At 34.9% G+C, this 21,834-nt stretch carries 17 protein-coding genes and 1 pseudogene; 6 read left to right on the top strand and 12 right to left on the bottom strand.

The features are described from left to right. Positions 1-7: 7 nt before the first annotated feature. The 4 genes from Y10_RS04650 to Y10_RS04635 all read right to left on the bottom strand — a co-directional run bounded on the left by Y10_RS04650 (position 8) and on the right by Y10_RS04635 (position 3,864). Complete coding sequence (locus Y10_RS04650) at positions 8-292, bottom strand: hypothetical protein (RefSeq protein ID WP_281764197.1); 285 nt, start codon at positions 290-292, stop codon at positions 8-10. Then, complete coding sequence (locus tag Y10_RS04645) at positions 292-621, bottom strand: hypothetical protein (protein WP_281764196.1); 330 nt, start codon at positions 619-621, stop codon at positions 292-294. The genes Y10_RS04650 and Y10_RS04645 overlap by 1 nt, the downstream gene beginning before the upstream one ends. A 2-nt stretch (positions 622-623) precedes the next feature. Next, positions 624-1,346 (bottom strand): DUF4198 domain-containing protein, encoded by a 723-nt coding sequence (locus Y10_RS04640; RefSeq protein WP_281764195.1) that lies wholly within the window; start codon positions 1,344-1,346, stop codon positions 624-626. A gap of 70 nt (positions 1,347-1,416) precedes the next feature. Continuing rightward, entirely contained in the window at positions 1,417-3,864 is a 2,448-nt protein-coding gene (locus Y10_RS04635) for a TonB-dependent receptor (RefSeq protein WP_281764194.1), read from the bottom strand. Between the two features lie 208 nt (positions 3,865-4,072). Here Y10_RS04635 and Y10_RS04630 point away from each other — a divergent pair, with 208 nt between their 5' ends. Beyond that, positions 4,073-5,005, top strand: coding sequence for an alpha/beta hydrolase (locus Y10_RS04630; RefSeq protein ID WP_281764193.1), 933 nt, complete (start codon positions 4,073-4,075; stop codon positions 5,003-5,005). Between the two features lie 138 nt (positions 5,006-5,143). Next, a complete protein-coding gene (locus Y10_RS04625; RefSeq protein ID WP_281764192.1) occupies positions 5,144-7,537 on the top strand; it encodes a hypothetical protein in 2,394 nt (797 codons plus the stop codon). Here Y10_RS04625 and Y10_RS04620 read toward each other — a convergent pair. The 4 genes and pseudogenes from Y10_RS04620 to xrtF all read right to left on the bottom strand — a co-directional run bounded on the left by Y10_RS04620 (position 7,532) and on the right by xrtF (position 11,612). Next, positions 7,532-10,007 (bottom strand): annotated as a pseudogene (locus Y10_RS04620) (heavy metal translocating P-type ATPase). The gene Y10_RS04625 and the pseudogene Y10_RS04620 sit on opposite strands and share 6 nt — an antisense overlap. A gap of 70 nt (positions 10,008-10,077) precedes the next feature. Continuing rightward, positions 10,078-10,641, bottom strand: a complete 564-nt coding sequence (locus Y10_RS04615) for a helix-turn-helix domain-containing protein (protein WP_281764191.1) — start codon at positions 10,639-10,641, stop codon at positions 10,078-10,080. 9 nt (positions 10,642-10,650) lie between these two features. After that, positions 10,651-11,088, bottom strand: a complete 438-nt coding sequence (locus Y10_RS04610) for an exosortase F system-associated membrane protein (protein WP_281764190.1) — start codon at positions 11,086-11,088, stop codon at positions 10,651-10,653. After that, on the bottom strand, positions 11,085-11,612 hold the full coding sequence (gene xrtF / locus Y10_RS04605) for an exosortase family protein XrtF (RefSeq protein ID WP_281764189.1): 528 nt from the start codon (positions 11,610-11,612) through the stop codon (positions 11,085-11,087). The genes Y10_RS04610 and xrtF overlap by 4 nt, the downstream gene beginning before the upstream one ends. 87 nt (positions 11,613-11,699) lie before the next feature. On the opposite strand from xrtF, the gene Y10_RS04600 reads away from it, so the two are divergent. From Y10_RS04600 to Y10_RS04590, 3 genes are all read left to right on the top strand, one after another. Further along, entirely contained in the window at positions 11,700-12,158 is a 459-nt protein-coding gene (locus tag Y10_RS04600) for a GAF domain-containing protein (RefSeq protein WP_281764188.1), read from the top strand. Between the two features lie 129 nt (positions 12,159-12,287). Continuing rightward, complete coding sequence (locus tag Y10_RS04595; RefSeq protein ID WP_281764187.1) at positions 12,288-13,124, top strand: helix-turn-helix domain-containing protein; 837 nt, start codon at positions 12,288-12,290, stop codon at positions 13,122-13,124. A gap of 79 nt (positions 13,125-13,203) precedes the next feature. Continuing rightward, positions 13,204-14,406, top strand: coding sequence for an MFS transporter (locus Y10_RS04590; RefSeq protein WP_281764186.1), 1,203 nt, complete (start codon positions 13,204-13,206; stop codon positions 14,404-14,406). An 11-nt stretch (positions 14,407-14,417) separates the two neighbouring features. Here Y10_RS04590 and Y10_RS04585 read toward each other — a convergent pair whose 3' ends face one another. Beyond that, entirely contained in the window at positions 14,418-15,398 is a 981-nt protein-coding gene (locus Y10_RS04585) for a hypothetical protein (RefSeq protein WP_281764185.1), read from the bottom strand. 283 nt (positions 15,399-15,681) lie between these two features. On the opposite strand from Y10_RS04585, the gene Y10_RS04580 reads away from it, so the two are divergent. Further along, a complete protein-coding gene (locus Y10_RS04580; RefSeq protein ID WP_281764184.1) occupies positions 15,682-16,275 on the top strand; it encodes a hypothetical protein in 594 nt (197 codons plus the stop codon). 86 nt (positions 16,276-16,361) lie between these two features. Here Y10_RS04580 and Y10_RS04575 read toward each other — a convergent pair whose 3' ends face one another. The 3 genes from Y10_RS04575 to Y10_RS04565 all read right to left on the bottom strand — a co-directional run bounded on the left by Y10_RS04575 (position 16,362) and on the right by Y10_RS04565 (position 21,831). Beyond that, positions 16,362-17,744, bottom strand: a complete 1,383-nt coding sequence (locus Y10_RS04575; RefSeq protein ID WP_281764183.1) for an alpha-amylase family glycosyl hydrolase — start codon at positions 17,742-17,744, stop codon at positions 16,362-16,364. 26 nt (positions 17,745-17,770) lie between these two features. Beyond that, positions 17,771-19,615, bottom strand: a complete 1,845-nt coding sequence (locus Y10_RS04570) for a glycoside hydrolase family 13 protein (RefSeq protein ID WP_281764182.1) — start codon at positions 19,613-19,615, stop codon at positions 17,771-17,773. 101 nt (positions 19,616-19,716) lie between these two features. After that, positions 19,717-21,831: a glycoside hydrolase family 97 protein gene (locus tag Y10_RS04565; RefSeq protein ID WP_281764181.1), complete on the bottom strand. Its 2,115-nt coding sequence runs from the start codon at positions 21,829-21,831 to the stop codon at positions 19,717-19,719. Positions 21,832-21,834 lie beyond the last annotated feature (3 nt).

The raw sequence follows: 21,834 nt of genomic DNA, 5'->3' as shown, positions 1-21,834 counted from the left end.
TGATAAGCTAACTAATTCCTAAATACATAATCCCTAAAAATATGGCTGTAGCTAATAAATACCAGCCCCACATTTTCCACCCGTTTTTACCTAAGTAGGCCACTATCATTAAACCTGCCCAAAGTAAAAAAGCTGAAAAAGTAGATGTTATAACAACATTTACAGTATGAAACCAAGCTGCAACGGCTAAATGAAATGACATTGCCACTAGATAACCACCAATAAAACCAGCAGTAAACTTGGCTATGCGTTGCCCTCTGCTTTGCGATAAATATTTTTTATTTGCAGGCATTATACTATGTATTCAATTATAACACAACATACTAAAAAAATAACAAGGGGTACTGTTTTAAACAAACCTAAAGGCTGTAAAATAATTACCATTCCCCCAAGTGTCATCAAGGCAATAACATACAATAATATGCCACTTCCTAAGCCAAAAGCTACTGTAAACAATACTAGTGCTACCGACAATAATACACCACTTATTAATTTTGTGGTCATTACATTTTTTTTTAGTGCTGCCAAAAGATTATCAGAAACCACAAACACAGCTCTTTGAGAAGTGCTGTATAGGCCTAAAAAACCAAGTAGTAAAATTAAACAGCTTATGGTAAACATCTTTAATTATTTAAAATAGTATACGTTGCACAGTGCCAAATAAACTCATATGCTTTACCTCTAAAAACTCCTGGCACTTCTTCTTTAATAGTAGTTTCTAAAACATACTGGGTATTAAAAGGTAATGTAAAAGTAATATACCCTTCATCATCGGTTGTTAACTTCTTAGACCATTGGTCTGCCATATAAATAGCTACTTCATTTTTAGCTAATGGTGTGCCTTTGTATAGCACTTGAAACTTCACTTTACCTTTTTCTGCCTCAACTCTCTTTACTGCAATTCCCGAAGCATTATCAGCTACTGAGTTTATGTTACCACTTCCAACATCTATAGTAGTTGCCGAGTGATAATGAGTTTTAAAAATACCAAAATCATATTTCGTAAAGTCAATAACTTCTATGTCGTTATTATCTAACAATACGGTGTATACTCCTTTTTGAGAAGGTTTAAAAGTAGCCTTATAAAAATTAGCTTCTGGCGAAACCTCTAAAACCTCTTTGGTTCCATCTGGTGCTACCAACCACAAAGTAAAGTTTTTAACCTTATTAAAGGTATCCCCTCCTACTTCTTCATACACCCCATAAGAATACTCCCCGTAATGTACTTTTACAATATGCTCTTTGTCTTTATTACCTATTGCATTGGTTTCTATCCACATAAAATGCGAAAAAGCCGGAAGGCTTACTAATAGAAACAATACACTTAAAAAAATTGTTTTTCTCATCATACTATAGTTATATAAAAAAGAGCCGGAGAACAAGTGTTACATCCGACTCTTACCACCAAATAATAATCTAGAACATATATGTAAAGTTGGCGGATATACTTCTTAACATCTGTGGGCTAATAGTAGACCATCCTTTATAATATTCTTTGTTTGCAATATTATCAAGCTTTAAACCAAGTCTAAAGTCTTCATTCCCATAAAATACAGAAGCGTTTAATACAGTGTATGAATCTAAGGCAAACGTACCCCCAAGGTTTCTATTAAAAATTTTGTTCTCACTTGCATAGTTACCACCAAATCCAAGTCCGAAACCATTTAAAGTTCCTCCGGTAAATTTATAGCTAGCCCAAAGGTTTGCTAAGTTCTGCGGACCTGCGCTTTCTGGTCTTCTTCCCATAAAGTCTGCATCTCCTTCTACCAACTTACTATCGTTATAACTATAACCTGCAATAATATTGAATCCTTTAAAAGGGTTTGCTATAACACTTGCTTCAAAACCTTTGCTCTCTTGCTCTCCATTTTGAAGGTTTATAGTGTTGTAAGCTATATTAGGGTCTACAGCATCTTGTGTAATACTATAAACCATATCCTTCACATTAATATCGTAGTAACTAAATGTAGCTGCTAGTTTACCATCTAGCAGATTTAACTTTGTACCAAACTCTAACTGCGTAGCATGCTCAGGGTCAAAGCTTCTAACAACCTCTTGCCCCTCAATTTGGTCTGATGCAAACCCTACATTAGAGAAACCATCCATATAATTAGCAAATAAAGAAACCTTATCTAGTATAGGCTGATAAACGATTCCGAATTTTGGAGATAATACCGTTTGGTTATATTCATCATTAGAAAAATGATCTACACGTAAACTTGCCATAGCAGATAATTGAGGTAAAATGTATACCACATCAGAAGCATAAGCACTATAAATTTCCTGACTTGATTTTGATATATTAGCCGAAGTATTAGCCAATAAAGCATAACTACCTGCGTGTGTTAGCACACCTGTATCATCTGTATACTGACTTGCATCTGTAACACCTAATACATTTTGGTTAAAACCAGCAAGATCATCTCCAATATAAATCATACCATTAGATACATAGCCAGAACCATTATTAATTACTGTTTGGTTAAAGTAGTCTAACCCAACTACCATTTTGTTCTTAACGGAACCTATGTTAAACTCACCAATAAAGTTCTGTTGAATGTCTGTACCAAGTGTTTCAGAATTCTGATCGTTAAAATAACGCTGAAAAACCACCCCTTCTGTCATTGGGGTATATCGTGTAATCTCGTAAATATAAGAGTAGATACCCTCAGATTTTGCGCTAGAACGTGAGTACGCTGTTTGCGATGTCCACTGATCATTAATCTTATAACGCATTTGCCCCTGTAGGCTGTATGAAGGTGTTTCTATATATAAATCGTTACTAGTATAAGATCTTTTATGATCGTACCCTAACTCATCAAGATTATGTACTCTTAACTCGGTACCTCTATCTAAAAACAACATGGTTTGGTTGGTACTCTTCCCTGTATAAAACTCAGTATTGATATGAAAAGATAACTTATCGTTTACCTGATACGCTAAAGACGGAGCTACAAAGAACGATTTTCTAAAACCTGCATCCTGAAAACTATTTTGCGTATGGTAAGCCGTATTAACACGCATAGCAATTTGTTTCTCGTCACTTAACAATGCATTTACATCGGCAGTTACACGGTTTAACCCATAACTACCTCCTGTATAAGAAACTTGACCTTTATACCCGTAAAAAGGTTGTTTGGTATTCAAATTAATAAGTCCACCATATGAGATAAGTGAGCTACCAAATAAAGTTCCTGAAGGTCCTTTAATTACTTCTATACTTTCAATATTTGCAGGGTCAGGACTTCCGTTAGTCAAAGCGGGCAATCCATTCACCATAGTTGGTTGTACAGAAAAACCTCTTAAAGAATAATATCCAGCACCATCTGAACCTCTACCAGTAGACTCCCATAATTTATCAATACCTGGAGCATTTTTTAAAGCGTCATCAAAATTAGTTACTATCTGCTCTTCTAACACTGTTGAAGAAATTACGTTATACACCTGAGGGTTTTCAATATCCTTCAAGTCCATTTTAGCAACAGTAACACTCTTTTCTTTTGTAAATTTATTAGCTCTGCTATTCTGAACCACTACCTCATTTAATACTTCTGTATCCTCTTTTAAGTTAACAGTTCCTATAGTAACAGTCTCATTTGCAGAAACCTCTATAGATTGGCTAAAAGAGGTATACCCTATAGCGGTAATTTTTAGTTTATAACTACCAACAGGAACGTTATTTAATGTAAAATCTCCATTTACATCGGTAGTTGCTCCAATAGCTGTATTTACTAAAGTAACATTAGCATATACAATTGGCATTTGCATTTTTTCGTCTTGCACATTACCTGTAATCTTCCCTGATTGTGCTGAGGCTGAATATACCCCTAATAATAAAAACACAATGGCTAACACATTTCTCATTAGTTATATTTTTGAGTTCTGTAAATTATTTAGAATTAGTTTAAATAAACACGGCAAATGTATAATGCAAAAACGACTTACACAAAATTTATTTAGAATAATTTAAAATAAGAGACTAAAGTAATCCGACTCAAAAAAATTAGGGCTTTTCAAAACAACTACTACAGCGTTTTCTGTACTTTTATAAGCATCAATAAATACACTTTTTATGAAAACGCTTATTCTTATAGCTTGTACTGTACTAGGAAGTGCATTACATGCTCAAACCACAAATGAATACACTATAAACCTATGGCCTAACGATATACCTAACCACGTAACCAGCAGCTCTAAAGAAGAGGCCTCTAATGCAAACCATATTCTTTGGATTACCCACGTACAAACTCCAAGCATAGATGTATACTTACCCACAAGAAGAATTGCTACGGGAGCCGGAGTACTTATATGCCCGGGAGGTGGTTACGGCGGTTTAGCGTATGATTGGGAAGGCACCGATATTGCAAAATGGTTAAACGCTAAAGGCATTGCAGCTTTTGTTTTAAAATACAGATTGCCTGGAGATGCTTCTGTAAAAACTCCTAACCTAGCTCCGTTACAAGATGCACAACGAGCTATGCGCATTATTAAAGGACGTATGACCGAATTTCACTTAGAAGAAGGTAAAATTGGCGTAATGGGATTTTCCGCTGGTGGCCACTTGGCTAGTACTTTAGGTACTCAGTATAACCGAGAAGTTTACCCTAAGTCAGATAGTTTAGATCAGCTAAGTGCACGCCCTGATTTTATGGCTTTGGTATACCCTGTAATTAGTATGAAGAAAGACATTACCCATGAAGGTTCTCAAATAAATCTTTTAGGGAAAGATGCTAGCGAGAAACTCATTAATCAATACTCTAATGAATTGCAAGTAACCACAGATACACCTCCTACATTTTTAATACATGCCACAGATGATGGTGCTGTTCCTGTTCAAAATTCGTTATTATTTTTTGATGCACTTACAAAAAAAGAGGTCCCTGTAGAAATGCATTTATTTCCAAAAGGTGGACATGGTTTTGCATTTGGATATGATACAAAAGGATTAAGCGAATGGACTGTTTTATGCTATAATTGGATACAAGCACTTTCTTCTTCTAAGTAAATAAACGAATGTTTATTATAAAACTAGATTTACGATGTGTAATGTTAAAAACATTAAATAAAATCTGTTAGCATAAACATTATCTTGTTATCAGATTTTATTTCGTTATTTTTAGCAAACAACTTTCAATATGTTAAGATGAAATTCCAACACCACTTAGTTATTCTACTTTTCATAATACCTATACTTTGTTTTTCTCAAAGCGATAATCCTAATTCAAAAACCATTGAACATTATGAAAACTATTTTAACTTGGAGCAGGAAACTATTTATGCACAACTAAATAAAAGCACCTACCTACCAGGAGAAGAACTCTGGTTTAAAACCTATATCTATAACACTAAAACAGAAAAACCATACTTAGCTACCTCCAATTTACAAGTTACCTTATTTAATAATGAAGGTACACCCATAACTACAAAAACATTTTATACAGAAAACGGTAGCTCTTACGGTAATTTTAAAATAGACTCTACCTTGACTCCCGGCACGTATTATTTTAAAGCATCCACAGAGTATATGAAAAACTTCAAGCAAGACAGATCATATATCACTAGCTTTAATATAATTTCATCGTCGGTAAAGTATAAACAGAAAGAAGTTATAGCCTATGATTTACAACTATTACCAGAAAGTGGCCATTTTCTAGAAGGTGTTAAAAATACTATTGGTGTAAAAATTATTGATGACAATGGTAAACCAGCGGTAATTAAAAACGCTGAGGTAACAAATAAAAAAAATGAGGTTATTACCACATTTAAAACCAATCAGTTTGGGTTGGGTAAATTTTCACTAGAGCTTAAAACAAACAATTCTTATATAGTGAAAGCTACTTTAAGTAATGATTCTGTAATTACAAAAAGTATTAACCATATTGAAAAAGAAGGTTTTTTAATTCAAACCGAAGCTGTTATTCATGACCTAGTAAACATTAATGTTCAAACTAACACTGCTACAAGTAAAAAACTAAACAAACAACACTACACGCTGTTTATTCATAAAGAAGGAACAGGTACTTCTATAGATATACCTATTGAAAAAAACAAAAGCTCCTATGATTTTGCCATTTCAAAAGACGAACTGTTTGCTGGTATTAATATTGTAACGCTATTAGATGCTTCTGGAAACCCTATTGCTGAAAGACTTATTTATAACCCTATAGGAACTAAAATAGAACCTCTAACTATTAACAATATTGTTACAGAAGCTGATAGTATTTTAGTTACTTTAAAAACTAAAAACCCAACGGACTCACTTAACCTAAGCGTGTCTGCGCTACCAGAAAACACAGAATCTTACAGCTTTAAAAATAACATCCACAGCACTTTTATACTAGCTCCATTTATTAAAGGCGCTATTGAAAACCCAAGTTATTATTTTAAAAATACAGACAGAAAAACACTTTACAATTTAGATTTATTACTACTAACACAAGGATGGAGTAGTTACGATTGGAAAGACATTTTTTACACAAACAAGGCTATCTATCCTTTCGAAAACGGTTTTTCTATAAAAGGAGGTATTAACAATTTTTCTTATGACCCCGAAAACAAACTGGTACTGTTCTCTCCTGAAAATGGTTTTTTTATAGAAGCACCTTTAGATGAAAACAATAAATTTGAAGTACACAACATAGCAGTTATAGATTCCTCTGAAATTAATTTCTCACTCATAAACAAGCGCGAAAAAAATAAAAAACCGAAAGTTTATTTTACCGTTTTACCACAACCTCATACTACTAACAAACTCCCTTTAAGTTTTTTAGAAAATGATATATACGTAACAGCTCCATCTAACCACATTATTGACACTGTTGCTAATAATTACAGCTTTATTCAATCAGACGTAATATTGTCTGATGTAGTAGTTACCGAAAATAAAATCAATGGAGAACCAGACCACTTTCCTTTAGGGTATTCAAGAGTAACTGGAACATATTTAGATTTTGATCATCCAAGATACAAAAACAGTCCTGAATCACTTGAAAATTTAATACGAAGAAATGGCTTTGAAGTAAGTTCAGATGGTATTTCAACCTTCAATGTTTTCGATAGACGTGGTCTTAGAAGAGCCCGTACTGTATTATTTTTAGACAACGTCCCTGTAGATGATTTCAACCAATATTCTCTCACTAATTTACAGGTAAGGGACTTAGAAGAAATATTCTTTAATAAAAATGCTGCCATTTTTGGTATGGGAGGACGAGGAGGAGTGATACATATTTTTACCAAAAGAGGCACAGATTCACAAAAAAATGGACAAAAAGTATTTAAAAATTATGCAACTAATTATGGATATACTCCGTCAAAAAAGTATTATAGCCCTCTTTACAACAAATCAGACATAGATACTTTTGAATCTTACGGGGTATTAAATTGGATTCCGAATGTTCAACAAAATGAAGCAGGAGAATATTATGTTATTATTCCTAAACATTACAGCAATATCAACTTATATATTGAAGGTATGGATGAAAACGGTAAGTTATTTTCAGAAGTACTTACCGTTAACACCAAAGTTTCTAAACTATAATTTAGTGCTTCTTAATCGAAGCGCATTACTAATTACAGATACCGAACTAAAGCTCATAGCCAATGCTGCTATCATAGGAGATAAGAGTATCCCAAAAAATGGATATAACAGCCCGGCAGCCACAGGTACACCAATGGTATTATAAATAAGTGCAAAAAATAGGTTTTGCTTTATATTTTTCATCACCTTTTCTCCTAAGGTAATGGCTTTAACAATGCCTTGTAAATCACCCTTTACTAAGGTTAGTCCGGCACTTTCTATGGCAACATCGGTTCCGGTTCCCATAGCTATACCAACATCTGCCTTAGCCAATGCAGGAGCGTCATTAATACCATCACCTGCCACAGCTACCTTTTTCCCTTGCTGCTGTAAACGCTCAACCTCTTTTAATTTATCTTCGGGTAAACACTCAGCTATATAATCTGTAAGTTGCAACGTGTTTGCCACAGCAGCAGCAGTAAGCTTATTATCACCCGTTAACATGGTTACTGCAATACCTTTTTCCTGTAACGCTTTTATGGCTGCTTTACTAGTTTTCTTTATCGCATCGGTAATTACTACATACCCTATAATGGTTTTGTTGGCATATGCAATAGAAACTGTTTTACCATCTTTCTGTTCCTTTTCTATAGCAGTGCTCATAGCACTACCTATTTGCAAACCTACATCTTCCAGCAAGCTTACATTCCCCAACCCAACAGCAACATCATCTACTTGCCCTACAACACCCTTACCCGTCTTAGATTCAAAATCCTGTACCTCATCCAAATTCATCTTCTGTTCTTTAGCAAAAGCTACAATGGCTTTTCCTAACGGGTGCTCACTATGGTTATTTAAAGATGCTATAACTTTTACTACCTCATCTTGCTCTTGCCCTTTTACCGGCACTACTTTCTCTACAGATGGTTTTCCTTCAGTAATGGTACCGGTCTTATCAATTACTAGCGTGTCAATGGTATTGAGTACTTCTAATGCCTCGGCATTTTTAATTAACACACCATTACTAGCCCCTTTACCTACGCCAACCATTACCGACATTGGCGTAGCCAACCCTAGGGCACATGGGCATGCTATAATTAAAACTGCTATAGCATTTACAAAACCATAGACCAATACAGGTTGCGGACCAAAGAAATACCAAACAAAAAAGGTTAGTATAGAAACTCCTACTACGGTTGGCACAAAATAGGCTGCTATTTTATCGGCCAGTTTTTGAATAGGTGCGCGTGATCTACTAGCATTGTTCACCATGTCTATAATTTGAGACAACAACGTATCGGCGCCCACCTTTTCAGCTTTCATGGTAAAAGAAGTATTCCCGTTAATAGTACCCGCACTTACTGTATCTCCATTTCCTTTTTCCACAGGTACCGGCTCTCCTGTAATAGCAGACTCATCTATAAATACATTTCCTTTTTCAATACTACCATCTACCGGTACTTTCTCTCCTGGTTTTACCTTTAACACATCTCCTACCGCTATTTTATCAATAGCAATTACCTCTTCTTCTCCATTTACTATTCTAGTTGCTTTATTAGGTGCTAGTTTCATCAGTTCTTTTATGGCACCATTAGTTTTAGAATGTGCCTTAGCCTCTAATAACTGACCTAATAATACAAGTGTTAAGATAACCACCGTAGCCTCAAAATATAAATGCACGGTACCTTCGTCTGTCTTAAACTGATCTGGAAAAACACTAGGTACTAACAAGGCTATAATACTAAATACATAAGCCGCCCCAGCACCTATACCAATTAAGGTAAACATATTCAAATTCCAAGTAACCACTGAACGCCAAGCACGTTCAAAAAACATACGTGTTGCCCAAAATACTACCGGAAGTGATAAAGCAAACTGTACCCAGTTCCAATAGGCAATATCCATTACATCATATAACGGATTATTGGTAAGCATACCAGACATAGCAATAACAAATACAGGAAGTGTAAATGCTACTGCTATCTTAAACTTTTTAAGTAATTTTTTATAGGTTTTCTGCTCGGCACTTTCAGACTCTTTAGGTACTAAGTCCATACCGCATTTAGGGCAGCTACCGGGTTCATCCTGTTCAATCTCAGGATGCATAGGACAGGTATATATAGTAGTTTGTTGCGAAGGTTGCTCTACCAAATCCATTCCACAAACCGGGCAATCACCAGGATGGTCATAGGTTTTATCGCCCTCGCAAAACATGGGGCAATAGTATACCCCATTTCCCTTTACATTATTTTTTTTTTGAAGCCTCCTGGTGTTGGTGGGCCTCTTCTGCAGTAGTATGTATGTGGTAATGACTACCCAGTTCCTTTTGTAACGTTTCTAGCGGTACATGCTGTTCCATTTCTATCTCAGCCTCTGCCTTTTCAAGGTCTACAGTAGCTTTGGTTACGCCTTCTACATCATTCAATGCGCGCTCTACAAAAGAGCTACATCCCATGCAGGTCATTCCGGTAACTTTATAGGTATGTTTCATTAGTATCAAATTTTATACTTCAAAAGTAATGAAAGCTTCAAACTCTTACTTTTAAAATTATGTATAAAACTTATAAAATTTTGTCAAGCGTATTTCTTTGAAGATCAGGATTACTTTTAAATTCTGATAGACTTACCCCTGTTTCTTTTTTAAATTGAGTAGACAAATGACTTAAAGAATGATACCCTAGCTGTGCAGCTATTTCAGAAAAGTTAAAACGGCCTTCTCTAATATATTGCTTTGCTTTTTCTACTTTCAATTTTATCAAATAGCGCTCTATAGTACTATCGTTATACTTAGAAAAATGCTTACTAAGCACACCATAATCTTTATGAAGTTTATGTGTTAAATACACCGAAAGCTTTTCGCTTTCCATATCCGCTTGTGCTACAAAGTTGAGTATTTCCGTTTTTATAGCATCTGATAATATGGCCTCTTCCGTTTCTAAAAGCTCAAAACCATGCAATTCTAACTGTTGTTTTAATTGTTGAATTTTAGCAGCTTCAACCAACTTATTTACAGTAGACACTTTACCAAGTGCTATGGAATCTATTGCAATAGACGCGTTTTCAAAATCGTTTTGCACCACCATAATGCAGCGGTCGCATACCATATTTTTTATATGAAATTCCATATAGCAAAGTTACGCAACCTTTTGCTTTTTTTGCTGATAATAGAAAGCAGGTATTAAAATGAGTACAAATACGGGATGTATTAAAAATCTACGGATATAAAAAGTAAGTAAGTAATTGTCTGATGACCCTGAAAGTAGCACAAAATAAACAGGACACAACAACACAAAAGCACCTATAAAAATATACAGTGATACTTTGGTATACGCTTTATTTCTAAACAACAAATACAATACCCCTAAAGATATAACGGCATTTAGTGCATACCTAAAAAGTAATGAAAGAAATAGATGCAGGCCGTTAAAATCTGGATAATTCTTTTTTAAAAAGTTTCCCTCAAAATATGCTGTAAACGGGTCGTAGAACAATACATTTTCAAAAGCCCTAATGGCTACCAAAAATAGGAATAATAACCCTACCAATATATATGTTCTTACTGACTGTCTCATTTCTTAGCAAATCTTCTTACCCAAAAAACCCAAAGCACCAACATAGTACCATAAATAATTGCCGGAAAAACCAACCCATGAAGTGTATGCGTATACGTAGGCAACTCATATACCCCTATGGTTAAAATTACAATACGTAACACATTTACCACGTACAAAAAAGCAATACCGGCCAAACCATATAATAGTGTATGCTTTAAACTTCCTTTAAAGGCTATTATAAAAGTTACAAATAAAATAAGTACACTTACCGAATTACATCCTTCCACAATACGAGCTGTGTAGTGGTTACCTACCATTACCTTATAAAAAGGTTCTGCCGCATCTTTTACCATAGTAGCCGGATACCCAAAAGCATCTAACAACCATTTACTTTGGTTAGCTACCAAAGTTGTAATACCATCTGGAGTACTAGTAAACTGGTTTATATAGAAGGTATACGCCATAGTTAGCACTATATATACTCCTAAAAACCTAAGTAAAAAACCTAAGGCTGCTCCGTATTTGGTTAAAAAATCTTTCAAACTATCTATACTGGTATATCACAAATTTATAATAATTATCTATTCTTAATTTTTATTTCTCCTACTTTTGCCAAAAAATAGAGGATTATGAAGTTAGCAGCACTAGAACCAAAAGTAAGTTTACTTTTAAATAATGAAAATCTAAGAATTGCCGAGCGTTTAACCTTGGTATGCGAATTATTACAAAGTGAAGTTGCCTATTACGATTGGGTAGGCTTCTATTTTAAAAACGGAGATAAGCCAGAATTAAAATTAGAAGCATTTGCCGGTGAACCAACAGACCATACCATAATACCTTTTGGAAAAGGAATATGTGGACAAGTAGCAGTAAGCAATGCCAATTTTGTGGTACCAGATGTAAAAGCACAAGACAATTACATTGCATGTAGTATGTATGTAAAAGCAGAAATTGTAATTCCGTTGTTTGTAGATGGAGAAAATATTGGGCAAATAGATATTGATTCTCATACCCCAGACCCCTTTACTGAAGAGGACGAACGTTTCTTAGAATTTGTAAACCAAGAAGTAGCTAAAATATTAGCTTAAACTGCGTATTGAAGCTTACGTATAGAGAAAAAGCAAACACACATTACAAACCGGTATGATCCCGGTTTTTTTTCTTTCTTATATAATTAAGACTATTGTAAATACGTTTGAATATTATAACTTTACACTATGGCATTACCCTACTTAAAAAATAGAAATGTTGCCAATTTTGAAGGTGTACGATGTTCATGTCATGTACCATTTGGCCACAGAGACTACTATAAAGTTACGCTTTGCAAAAACGAAGCTACTATTACGTATGCCGAAAAAATAGTACATATTAATAAGCCTGCCGTAATTTTTACTGAACCAGGAACACCTTATGCATGGGATTCAAAAGAACCTCTATTAGAAAGTTACCGGTGTGTATTTAATGAAACTTTTGCACAAAGGAACAATAGAGCTTTATTAAACTTTTCTGTATTTCAGCCAGGTAAGCAAAAGATTATTTTTATTGAAGAAGCACAGCTTCCAAAACTAGAGGGATATTTTAAAGACATTAAAGATATACTTGCCACAAACTATTCATTTGCAGAAGAGAAGGTATTTGCACTTATTCAATTAATTATATACGAGGTACTACCTAAGTGCCCTGAAGTTATTGATGGTAAAAGCTTGAAGAAAGACTCCCTGAGCAATCGGTTTTTCAAAATACTAGAAGATCACTTTAGCTTGTTAGATGACGATACTCCGCTACTTTACAAAACACCATCTGATTACTCTAACATGTTGGCTGTGCACCCAAATCATTTAAATAGAGTACTTAAAAAATCTACAGGTAAAACCACTTCTATTCTTATCTCTGAAAGGGTAATTGAAAAGGCAAATGAGTTTTTAATGCACTCTGAATGGAATATTTCTCAAATATCCTATGCCCTAGGATTTGAAAACACCTCTTATTTTAATCAGTTCTATAAAAAACAAACAGGCACTACACCCGGTCAATCAAGGTTGAAAAATGTTTGATTTACAACATAAGTGGTTTCATCATCTAAATTACCAATTATAAAAACTGGTCTACTTTTGTATTAAAGAATTACAGACCATGTTAGAGAAAAAATTACAACCCCGCTATAAAAAAATTGCTACGTATTTGGCATTGGCTATTATCCCCTTATCAGGAGTAGCTACCGATATTTTTATTCCTTCTTTACCTACTATGGTAAAAGATTTGCATACTACAGAAAGTACTATCAGATTAAGTATCACCTTGTTTCTAGTAAGTTATGGACTATCTCAATTTATATCTGGCGCCTTAGTAGACGCTTGGGGAAGGTATAAATTCAATATTATTAGCATGTTGGTTTTTATAGCCAGTAATGTTATAATTATACTTAGTGACTCTATAGAACTAATTTTGATAGCTCGCTTTATACAAGGTATTAGTGCTGGTGCTATTGCTACTGCTAAAAGAACCTTATTTATAGATGTACACGACGGTGAAAAACTAAAACACTACTTAAGTATTATGAGTATTGTATGGTCGTTAGGCCCTATTATTGCTCCTTTTATTGGTGGTTACCTTGAACATTTAGTAAACTGGCGTGCTTGTTTTGCTTTCTTAGGAGTGTATGCCTTAATTATACTCATCTTAGAACTTATATTTTCCGGTGAAACGATTAACAACTATCACGAACTAAAAATTAAGCCTATTCTAGACAAGTCTCTTATAATGATTAAAACTCCTGATTTTATATATGGTGTGTTTATTTGTAGTCTTTGCTATGCTATGGTTATTTTATTCGGACTTGTTTCTCCATTTATAGTAGAGCACCGAATGGGGTTTTCTCCAGTAGTAGCAGGCTACGTTTCTCTAATTTTAGGATTTGCATGGATGACCGGAGGTTTTATTGGAAAGGCATTAATGAAAAAAGATTTTTTACCTAAAATACAGCGTGGCAATGCTATTCAGTTTCTATTTATAGTTGCTATGTTATTAACTACCCCGCTTAGAGCAGATATATTTACGCTTGTTTTCTTTGCTTTTGCAGTACATGTGTGCTCAGGGTTTATGTTTAACAACTACTTTGCATACTGCTTAGGAAGATTCCCTAATATGGCAGGATTATCAGGTGGACTTGTAGGTGGTATGAACTATATTTTATGTTCTATTTTCAGTTACGGACTCACATGGGGTATTAATCCGCAAGAACAATCTGGACTCTCTATTGCCTATTTTGTATTAGCAGCTGGCATATTAATTTTCCTATTACTAACAAAAAGAAGTAAGAGTGCTTTTGTAAGCTAAGCACTTATTTTTTATTGGCAGAAATTTCGCAGATAATTTCTAACATGAAAATTGGTACTATCACCTATTTTACCAAAAGCTTTACAAGCATTATCAGTATCGCCTAAAACTAAATAACACACTCCCATATAAATTATTGAGCTTGAAAAAAAGTGTTTATGCTTTTCTATAATTGCTCTATTTTCTTCTGTTTCAAAAGCCTTCTCGTATAATACAAGAGCCTCCTGAAAATAATTTTTCGAATAATGTTCATCTGCCCTAAGCATTAATTCTGCAACCTTTCGTTCTTCTGAGGTAACAAACTTCCCCCTAGCTAAAAAACGAAACTCATGTGCAACCAACATATCTTTACCAATTGTATTTATCAACTTCCCTTTCGCTTTTTTTAGAGCTTTCAAAAATTTACCATCAAACTCTTTATTTATACTATCTACAATGGTTACATCGGTAATTTGATTATCGGCTGTTAAAATAAATTTAGCCTTAAAATAGCTATTACTAGGAACAATGTTCTTGTATTCTTTCATATGGCTTATTAAAAACTCATGTAAAGAAATATCTTCATCAAAAAAGGGGTTTACTACGGCATTTTCTTGTAGCAGCGTTTTCCCCCTGTACGTTACTTGCCTTGGTATAAACTCAGGATATTTTGCTAAATAATCTTCCTCTTTTAAATAGTAATAAGTTTTATCATCTCCCCATTCCGTTAATTGCAAGTAATTACCCTCTAGTTTATAATTAGACTTTTTATAAGGCGTTAAAATCTGGTTGCTTGTAAATGTTGCTTTAAAAAATGTACTGTTATTAATTACAAGCTTATTCTTTTCTATCCTATACTCCATGAAGATAGTATATAACGCATGATTAATCTCTAATGGCTCTCCATTGGTATAGGTAATACTATCTAAAATCCAGCATCCTTTTAACGCATCTGATTGTGCATTGCTAAACAAAGAAATAAGAAAAATAAGTACGATGGTAAAGCTTTTCATGTGGTTTATTTTTGGCACTTATAAATATAGTCTATTTAGTTAAAAAATAACATACCAATATAAAAAAAGGGCTGGACCAACTTGTAGTACCAACCCTCCGTTTTTCAGGGGCAATCTGTAATGAACTTACGTATCGTTATATATGTTAAGTGTGATAACTTAAATCTATGCTTAACCGCTTTACATTCTATCTACGAAAAAACGAAACGCTTGGTTTTATTTTTATGCGAATTTTGATAAATAAATGTATATTGCTTATGTATAAACCAACCGTAACCACTATATGAGCTTACAAGAAATTAGAAACAACTACCAACGTTTTTCTAACACTAAACTGTTACGCATTGCAGAAAACGATGCGAAAGAATTACCTGATGAGGTGATAGAAATTTTAAAATCAGAGATTACTCGCAGAAAATTAGGAGACCACCTAATTCAAGCTATTGATATTGTTAGAAAACCAATTACTGAAGAAGATTACAAAGCATACTACGAGCTTTTAAGTAAAATGCCTTGCCCTTATTGTAACTCTAAAACGGCTAAGAACAACGTAACCATGGTACGTAAAACTACCAGTGCAATTATTATAACACACCGAACTAATAAACCAAAAATAGGTTGTTCTAACTGCTTAGATGGCTTACACAGAAGTGCCAACATACACACTTTCTTTTTAGGATGGTGGGGTATCCCTTGGGGACCTATACATAGTTTAAGAACCTTCTATAAAAACCGAAAAATGCGTAAAAGGTTCAACCATTCTAACCAATTAGATGAATTGTTTGTAGCCTTTATACAAGCCAATATTGTAGCATTAGAAAGTAACAAACAAAACGAAATAGCCTTAGGCAACGTAATACGGCAGTTAAATAGTTAAGACAATAAAAAAACGCAACCCAAGAACTCTTAGGTTGCGTTTTACATTATAAATAATGTGTTAAGGGGGAAAAGTACGTTTCTATTTTATTTAACCAAAATCATGTACTGCCATGGTTTTAACTCTAAGGCAGTAGCTCCCATTTGTATAGGTTTACCAGACATATACTCTGTAAAATTACCTTCTAAATCTACTTTAGCGGTTACAGGTGCTGCTGTTAAATTGGCTATGTAATACACTTCATCACCTTCTTTACTGCGTTTAAATGCTAATACTTTTGCATCGGCAGTAGTAGGTAACACTTCATAGGCAGCCGCATTTTTACCACCGTTTAGGGCAGGGTGTGTAGCTTTTAACTTGTTTAGCTTTTCGTAAATAGGATAAAATTTTCCTTTGGTTTTATTAATTGTATCCTTTTCAAAAAACAACAAAGCCTTGTTCATATCATATTCTTGTCCGCTATAAATTAAAGGCATTCCAGGCGTCATATACTCCAAAGCTGCAAAAGTTTCTACACCATCACCATAACGCTCAAACACAGTACCATTCCATGAGTTTTCATCATGGTTGGTAATAAAGTTCATAAACATAGTGCCTTTAGCATATGTACTATCTTGTTCTGCCTTTAAGGCATTCCAAGCATCTGCAGTTTTTTCTCCTTTAGCTATATCGTTCATGGTGTGTAACCCTGGCCAATTGTACAGCATATCAAACCCAGCAGGTACCAATTCTGCTTTCGCAGATTCTGCAAGCATAAAAATATCTTTCTCAGCTCTTAATGCAGGAATTGCTTCTTCCCAAAAATCGGTAGGTACATTATCAGCAACATCGCAACGGAAACCATCAATATGTTGTTCTTTAATCCAGTAAGCCATATCCTCTGTCATTTCTTTACGCATCGCTTTATTATCATAATTAAGATCTGCAACATCGGTCCATCCCCAAGATTCACCTGTTTCAGGGTTTAACGGGTCTACAATGTTTCCATCTTTATCTTGTGTATAATAATCTGGGTGCTCTGTAATCCAAACATGGTCCCAACCTGTGTGGTTAGCCACCCAGTCTAAAATTACATAAATACCATTATCATGTGCTGTTTTTACCAACTCCTGAAAATCTTCTAGCGTACCAAACTCAGGGTTTACTTTAGTATAGTCTGTAATAGCATAATAGCTACCTAAACTCCCTTTACTTTTTGTGCTAGAAATAGGATAAATAGGCATAACCCAAATAATATCTATCCCCATTTCTTTAAGCGCCGGAATATCTTTTGTAAAGGCATCAAATGTACCTTCTTCTGAATACTGACGAATATTAGCTTCGTAAATGGTAGCCGTTTCCAATACACTATCAGAAATAGGAGCTAACACCTCAGTTTCTTCAGTTGTTTTAGTTTCCTTTGGCTTTGCATTTTCATTACATGAAGCTAAAAATGCAAGCATTACTAAGCTTAAAACTATTTTTTTCATTACTAAATATCGTTATATTAAGTTAACTACTTCAATTCTAAAACAAATGAAGTTTTCCCTTCAATAGTCATGGTCTCTGCTGCCACATCCATTGTTTTTCCACTAATTACATCGGTACCTTTAGTAGCCCCTTTGATGTTCTCAGCAAATCTGTTCAAGTTAAACGTACGTGCATCTTTAGCATTGTTTACTACCACCATAACAGTAGCTTCTTCATTGTATCTAAAGTATACATACACATCATCTTGCGGAATGTATTGTGTAGTTTTACCTGTATGAATAACTTCTGCATCTTTTCTCCAAGTAAATAACTTAGAAGTAAAGTCAAAGTATTCATTTTGCTCAGCTGTACGCCCGTTTGCAGTAAAGGCATTGTTGGTATCGCCAGCCCATCCGCCAGGGAAGTCTCTACGAATATCTCCATCTCCTTTACCTTTATCTCCTGCCATTCCTATTTCAGAACCATAATATAATTGTGGTATACCACGTACGGTACCTATAATAGTCATTGCTAATTTATAGTCTGCTACATTTTGAAAACGTTGGTTAAAACGGTCGGTATCATGGTTTTCTGCAAACACCAATAAATTGTTTACATCTGGATACAAGAAGTCGTTTACAAAATTTTCATAGAACTGAATAGTTCCATCAAACCAACCTGCATGCTCTTTACCAAAAGCACTCATAGCATCATGTAACGTAAAATCCATTACCGATGGTAAATAAGTATTATAGCTTTGTATAGCACTTATTTGGCTATCTTTTTGCCAGTATGCAATTTGTGCTTGGTCATGTAACCAAACCTCTCCTACAATGTTAAAGTTAGGATACTCATCCATTACAGCTTTTGTCCATTTAGCAATACCTTCTTTATCGTTATACGAATAGGTATCTACTCTAAACCCATCTAAGTCTGCATACTCTACCCACCAAATAGCATTCTGGATTAAGTAGTTTACTACTAACGGATTTGATTGGTTTAAATCTGGCATGGTAGGTACAAACCATCCATCCATACAATATCTAGCATCTACCGCAGCAGCATTTGGGTCCATTTGTGTAGACATTCTGTAGTTAGATTGTGCATACCCAGGGAATTGGTGAATCCAATCATAGGTTGGTAAATCCTGAATCATCCAGTGCTCTAATCCCCAGTGATTGGTTACATAATCTAAAATCAATTTCATATCTCGTTTGTGCAACTCTTTACCTAACTGCACGTACTCTTCATTAGTACCGTAACGTGGGTCTATTTTGTACACATCGCTTTGCGCATACCCATGGTATGAATAAGCTTTGTCATTATCTTCACATAAAGGTGTACTCCAAAGTGCTGTAGCTCCTAATTCACTTAAATAATCTAAGTGCTCAATAACCCCAGCAATGTCTCCACCATGTCTACCATTCAAATCGTCACGGTTTCCTTTTTCTACCACGGCTTCCATAGTATCATTATCAGGATTTCCGTTAGCAAAGCGGTCTGGCATAATTAAGTAAATCATATCAGAACTATCAAAACCTTTACGGTAAGCAGACCCTTCTCTACGCTCTTTTAACTCAAAGTTATAAGTTGTTTTTACTTTGTTTTTCTTTTTAAACTGAATAGGATAATTACCTGCTGGCAACCCTTTTGTATCTAATGTTAAAAATACATAGTTTGGGTTTTCTGTTTTTGTTATAGCAGTTACGGTAACATTGCTAACCTCTGGCGTTAAGGTAGCTATATCTTCTCCGTATACCATTACTTGTACACTGCTACGGTGCATCCCCTCCCACCAAAATGGCGGCTCTACTTTTTCTATCTGAGCATTTACTGCTACTGTTGCTAACAACATGCAAAGCACAAATAGATTGTATATTTTAAAATTCATATGTGTATGTTTAAACTGATTACTGAATAGTATTACTATCGATTAGCGATACGAATACTATTAAAAAAGACAGACAACCAACGGTAGCCTGTCTTTAAAAATTATTTCTTCTCTACAATGCTTATTGCATATCCTCCACCCGGCGCAACATCAATTTTTAATTTTGAATTGCTTTTCACCGTTTTGGTATCAATTTCATAAGCCTGCGGATTGGTTTTATAATGTGCATCTTTAGCATCTCTGTAAATAGTAGCTACATACTTTTTACCTTTTTCTAAAAAGTCTAGCTTAATTTCAGAGGTACGTTTGTCATATCCGTTCACACTACCAACAAACCATTCTCCTGAATTTTTAGCTTTACGGGCAATCGTTACATAATCTCCCGGTTCAGCTTCTACATATACACTTTGCTCCCAATCTACTGCTACGTCTTTAATAAACTGAAACGCATCCATAAATTGATTGTAGTGCTCTGGTAAATCTGCTGCCATTTGTAATGGGCTATATAAGGTAACGTATAACGCCAACTGATTACAAATAGTACTGTTTACATGCGAATGGTTATCTGGGTTTAATTTCTCAATATCCATTTCAAAAATCCCCGGAGTATAATCCATAGGCCCACCCACTAAACGTGTAAATGGTAAAATAGTAACATGGTTTGCATTAGACCCACCAAACGCTTGGTACTCGGTACCTCTCGCAGACTCATTCCCAATTAAGTTAGGGTACGTTCTGCAAATACCTGTTGGGCGTACAGCCTCATGAGCATTTACCATAATATGATAATCTGCCGCTTTTTCTAAAGCATATTGATAGTGATTGTTAATCCATTGGCTGTAGTGATATTCACCTCTTGGCAACATATCTCCCACATATCCACTTTTAACAGCATCGTACCCATACTTATTCATAAACTGATAAGCAGTATCTATATGACGCTCATAGTTTCTTGTAGAACCCGAAGTTTCGTGGTGCATAATCATTTTCACTCCTTTAGATTTTGCGTACTCATGAATTCCTTCTACATCAAAATCTGGATAAGGCGTTACAAAATCAAATACGTAATCTTTAGAATGACCAAACCAGTCTTCCCAACCAACATTCCAACCTTCTACCAATACGGCATCAAAACCATGCTTTGCAGCAAAGTCTATATATTCTTTTACATGCGCTGTATTAGCAGCGTGCGTACCGTTTGGTTTCGCATTTTCAAAGTCAGTTTCACCTAACTTCACTGATGGATAATCATTGGTATATGCCCAAGAGCTTTTACCTGTAATCATTTCCCACCAAACCCCAACGTATTTCACAGGGTGAATCCAAGATGTATCTTCAATAGCATTTGGTTCATTTAGGTTTAAGGTAATTCTAGAAGCTAAAATATCTCTAGCATCATCACTTACCATCACCGTTCTCCAAGGAGTTTTACAAGGAGCTTGTAAATGTCCTTTATCGCCTCTTGCATCTGGTGTTAACCACGACTCAAAAATCATATTCTTGTCGTCTAAGTTCAAATGCATACACGCATAATTAATCAAGGCTGCTTCGTGTAGGTTAATATATAAACCTGCATCGGTTTTCATCATTAAAGCGGTTTGCACCCCTGTTTTAGAAAACTGAGTTTGTGAAGCATTACCCGTTACAGCAGCATCAAACTTTCCTCTAATTTCAGAAAGTTTAGATTTGTTATAATCGTATTCTTGTGTATCATAATCACCCGGAATCCAAAGTGCTGTATGGTCTCCTGTCATAGCAAACTGAGTGCGCTCTTCTTTAATAACAAAGTACACCAAGTTTTTTTGTTGTGGAAACTCATAACGGAATCCTAATCCTTCATCAAACAAACGGAATCGAACAATCATGGTTCTATCAGTTTCAGTTTGATTTAAGGTAACTGCTAGCTCATTGTAATGATTTCTAATTTCAGACTCTTCTCCCCAAACAGGTGTCCAAGTCTCATCAAAACTAGCAGTTTCCGTATCGGCTACACGAAATCCGTTTAAAAGAGATTGTGCATCATCTTTAAGCTCTAAACCAAGTTTACTGGTTTTAATAACCTCTTGGTCTTTGTAACTTAATTGATACGTTGGTGTACCATCTGCTAACACAGTAAACTCCATAGTAAAGTTTCCGTTAGGCGATGTAAGTTCTTGAGCAGCTACTCCTGCTGTAACCAAAAACAAAGTACACCAAATAATTGCTAAATATTTCATAGA

Source organism: Neptunitalea lumnitzerae, assembly GCF_027924185.1.
Classification (GTDB): domain Bacteria; phylum Bacteroidota; class Bacteroidia; order Flavobacteriales; family Flavobacteriaceae; genus Neptunitalea; species Neptunitalea lumnitzerae.
Note: the sequence above shows the minus strand (reverse complement) of the source record. Positions and strands in the feature narration are given on the sequence as shown.